The following is a 4,176-nucleotide window of genomic DNA, read 5'->3' as shown; positions in this document are numbered from 1 at the left end:
GACTGTATGCACGAACCCCCCGTTCAGTCCGACTACCACGCTCTTTTCGGTAACTATCGTCTTGAGTCCAACCCGAAAAGGCACGACAAATCGCCATTGGCGGTAGCCATTGGTAGAGGGTGTACAAGAGATTACTGATGCAGAGTTCTTGAAGTTAGAGCCAGACTGCGGCTAAACTAGAAGGACGATTTTGGTGGCAGCGGTCTTGTACACCCTGTTACCACGGTTCATAAACTTGCCGGTTTAATGAACCTTCGAAAAACCACCTTGCCGGGTGGTTTTTTCGTTTTCAGACCAAGAGATTACGGCTGTAACACAAGGATCTCAAGAAGATCTTAAAATATGTGGAAAGGATACAGGCTGATAACAACTCTCTCCATAGACATAACCGAACAAAAAACAAACAAAAAAAATTGATTTTAGGAGTTTTCTCACACCTAAATAATAGGTAAAATGTTTTTATTTGATTGGATTTTAAAATGAAATATAGTAAATCAGCGAAAATATTCATCACGGCTATTTTAATTTTATTTATTTATTTAAGCTATAATTTAATAACTATTGTTGGTATATGAAAAATGGAAAACAATTCACCTGATATTGATTTCATCGAGTTATTTCTCTTTCTTAAGAAAAAAATCGTGAGTATTATTTTGTTTGTTGTTTTCTCATTGATTTTGTCATCTATTTTCTTGCTGATAAACAAAAACAAAATAAATATAAAGTACGAATTAAATATGATCGCTAATTCGCCAAGCATGATTATTAACTGTGAGTCTGACTTTTATTGTAAAGCGAATATCATACAATCAATTATAAACAATAAAAGCAAGTCTATAACATCAAATATAGACGAAAGAGGAAAAAAAATAATCCTGTCATGGGCTGGTGATGACCGCTACAAACCACTGATTACCGCTGAAGTAAACGCTATCCATAAAGCTATTGATGACTGGTACATCCAAGATTATAAAACTTATAAAAGCATAGTTAACAACCAGGACAGCAACTATATAAATGGCACTGAAACATATGCAAAAGTTGCATTATTAACAAAAATAAACACTGCCGGAGAAAAAAACTTCATTTCAATAAATGATGAAATAGTGAATAAAAAGTATAAACCAGCTTTAATTATGGCTCTAACGTTAATTATAGCCGTTATCTTTTCCTCCTCGTATCATATAATAAAAAGATCTATACTTGAATATAAAAATAAGTTAAACAGGTCTTTTTATTAGCCTGTAACGATTAATAACCGTATTCTAGCAACATCCGTTACACGCCAGATGCAGAAAAGCCCGCTAATAGCGGGCCTCCCGATAAACCTCAAGTGAATAAGGGCAGTCAGTTCTATTTATTACCCTTCCATTGCCTAACTGATTCTCCGTGGCACTGGGCCAACTGCAGCAGTTTTTATTCCCATGAGGAACCCGATTGGTCACCTCGCGGGTAATGCTGCCAACTTGCTGATTTAGTGTATGATGGTGATTTTAAGGTGCTTGCGTGGCTTCCATTTCCATCAGATGTCCTTCCTGCTCCGCTACTGAAGGCGTGGTGCGTAACGGCAAAAGCACTGCCGGACATCAGCGCTATCTCTGCTCTCATTGCCGTAAAACATGGCAACTACAGTTCACTTATACCGCCTCTCAGCCCGGTACGCACCAGAAAATCATTGATATGGCCATGAATGGCGTCGGATGTCGCGCCAGTGCACGCATTATGGGCGTTGGCCTCAACACGGTTTTACGTCACTTAAAAAACTCAGGCCGCAGTCGGTAACCTAGCGCATACAACCGGGCGGTGATGTGATTGTCTGCGCTGAAATGGACGAACAGTGGGGTTACGTCGGCGCTAAATCACGCCAGCGCTGGTTGTTTTACGCGTATGACAGGATTCGGAGGACGGTTGTGGCGCACGTATTCGGTGAACGCACTCTGGCCACACTGGAGCGTCTTCTGAGCCTGCTGTCGGACTTTGAGGTCGTGGTATGGATGACGGATGGCTGGCCGCTTTATGAATCACGCCTGAAGGGAGAACTGCACGTTATCAGCAAGCGATATACGCAGCGCATTGAGCGGCATAACCTGAATCTGAGGCAACATCTGGCAAGGCTGGGACGGAAGTCACTGTCGTTTTCAAAATCGGTGGAGCTGCATGACAAAGTCATCGGGCATTATCTGAACATAAAACACTATCAGTAAGTTGGAGTCATCACCGCGATTCCGATGAAAAATTCGCACGAAAATATGGCTAACTCATAGCAAAAAAGCCCTGCGGGGCTTTTTTTGTACCTGCCAATCAGTTGGATTTACCATAACATCTGTTGCGTGCACCGCCTGAGAGGCGCTGAGGGCGTTTCTGACGGAAAACCGGTAAAACAGGCAACAAACCACCCGAAAACCCGCCAGAAACGCGCAGGCTCTATTTTTACGGCATGCATGAGTATGCGCGCAAGTGCATAGCGCGGAAATTCACGCCATTCAGCCGGGGTAAGTCCTGTTTCCGATGTTCTTCTTATCCGAAAACGGTGAACGGGGACGTAATTTATTGCGTGGCCGTGAGGCATTGACCAAGCCGTAAGGCACGGTAGGTAATTGCAGGTATCCGACAATTTCGAGTAGAGGATCCACTATTTCACTACTTAGAATTCAAAATCAGAATCCTTTCTTCCTGCCAAGGCTATCTCTGAATGACTCAACCATTCTTTGAGATTCTTCTTCTGCTCGCATGAAGTCATTCCCGGACAGAAAAAAACCATTTTCAGGCCCACTGGCTTCAGAGAAATTCGTTTCTGCAGCAGACACAGAATCCACATCAGCAAGAGACGGTTCATCTGTACTTTTTCTCAATCTGTAAAGAGCCTTATCAAACGCAACCAGTGAGATATTCAGGCCGTAACGTTTATTCAGTACAGTCACAATCTCTTCCCTACGGATACCATTTTTCTTCCAGGTTTCTATATCGTTCTTGGAATCCCTGACAGCTGCAATGGCTGTTCTTGGACCAGGGTTAAAATTCGCCATATACCGCCCATAATGTCTTACATTTGTCTCATAATAGTCCAAAAATAAGAGTAAAACGCAAAAAATGTCCTACAATTGTCTTATTTTTGTCCTTTCCGGTTCATGTATCCATGAACCGCCTGATGTGGAACGCTTTTTATCGATCTCATGCGCTACCAAAGATAGATTCATTCTTTAAAAGTCAGGTTACATTATCCCTTAAATGGTCATACACCATACGCAACCGCGATTTTCATCGCAATTGCATGAATTAAAAGGTAAAAACTGAAGTCCCCGTTTATTTATGTAATACGCAACGTATTACAACCACCTGTAATTACATGAAAATAAAGAAATAAGATGTAATACCGGCGTATTACCACGTACGCGGGTAAGCGAAAAAGCTATAACACTTCACGGCCGACAGGCGGCCCAAAATCCACCGGGGCGTGCAGGTTCTCTTCAGTAACCTGCGCCATTAAATCAAAAAGGTCATATTCGCCGGGAAGCTGCGTATCAGTCGAATCCAGTTGTTCATCATATTCAGATGGCATGGGGTGATATCCAATAGCTGAGAGGTTGTTAGAGGGTTTCGGGGCGCAGCCCTGAACCAGTCACGTAGCGCTAGCGGAGCGTATATGGGCTCAATATGCTACGGTGGAGTAACACTTTATGAAAGTGCTTCATGTGGCAGGAGAAAAAGGAGGCACCGGCGCGTCAGCAGAAGATGCAATACAAGAGATATTCCGCTTCCTCGCTCACTGACTCGCTACGCTCGGTCGTTCGGCTGCGGCGAGCGGTACCGGCTCACGAATGACGAGGTAACGAGATGGAGCGGAGGTCAAGAAAGGCCGGAAAAAGGATGCGGGCTTGCCGTTTTTCCATAGGCTCCGCCCCCCTGACAAGCATCACGAAATCTGACGCTCAAATCAGTGGTGGCGAAACCCGACAGGACTATAAAGATACCAGGCGTTTCCCCCTGGTGGCTCCCTCGTGCGCTCTCCTGTTCCTGCCTTTCGGTTTACCGGTGTCATTCCGCTGTTATGGCCGCGTTTGTCTCATTCCACGCCTGACACTCAGTTCCGGGTAGGCAGTTCGCTCCAAGCTGGACTGTATGCACGAACCCCCCGTTCAGTCCGACTACCACGCTCTTTTCGGTAACTATCGTCTT

The 4,176-nt window shown here is 44.2% G+C and carries 3 protein-coding genes and 1 pseudogene; 2 read left to right on the top strand and 2 right to left on the bottom strand.

Features of this window, described 5'->3' with window-relative positions:
• Positions 1 to 641 precede the first annotated feature (641 nt).
• The gene (locus FHC48_RS22855; RefSeq protein ID WP_252401337.1) at positions 642 to 1,241 is read left to right on the top strand and encodes a GNVR domain-containing protein; all 600 of its coding nucleotides are present in this window, start codon (positions 642 to 644) and stop codon (positions 1,239 to 1,241) included.
• Between the two features lie 265 nt (positions 1,242 to 1,506).
• Positions 1,507 to 2,204: pseudogene (locus tag FHC48_RS22850) on the top strand (IS1 family transposase).
• Positions 2,205 to 2,657: 453 nt separating this feature from the next.
• Here the strand turns inward: FHC48_RS22850 and FHC48_RS22845 are convergent.
• Together FHC48_RS22845 and FHC48_RS22840 are read right to left on the bottom strand one after the other, a co-directional pair.
• The gene (locus tag FHC48_RS22845; RefSeq protein WP_121835725.1) at positions 2,658 to 3,026 is read right to left on the bottom strand and encodes a hypothetical protein; all 369 of its coding nucleotides are present in this window, start codon (positions 3,024 to 3,026) and stop codon (positions 2,658 to 2,660) included.
• 383 nt (positions 3,027 to 3,409) lie between these two features.
• A complete protein-coding gene (locus FHC48_RS22840; protein WP_166495069.1) occupies positions 3,410 to 3,559 on the bottom strand; it encodes a hypothetical protein in 150 nt (49 codons plus the stop codon).
• Between the last annotated feature and the right edge of the window lie 617 nt (positions 3,560 to 4,176).

This window comes from Enterobacter sp. EC_50, from assembly GCF_019584525.1.
Taxonomy (GTDB): domain Bacteria; phylum Pseudomonadota; class Gammaproteobacteria; order Enterobacterales; family Enterobacteriaceae; genus Enterobacter; species Enterobacter roggenkampii.
The sequence above is the reverse complement of the archived record's forward strand: the minus strand, read 5'-3'. Positions and strand labels throughout refer to the sequence as shown.

Bases quoted from the DNA above. Each gene is read 5' to 3' on its own strand.
- FHC48_RS22840 (WP_166495069.1), bottom strand. From the start codon at position 3,559: ATGCCATCTGAATATGATGAACAACTGGATTCGACTGATACGCAGCTT.
- FHC48_RS22845 (WP_121835725.1), bottom strand. From the start codon at position 3,026: ATGGCGAATTTTAACCCTGGTCCAAGAACAGCCATTGCAGCTGTCAGG.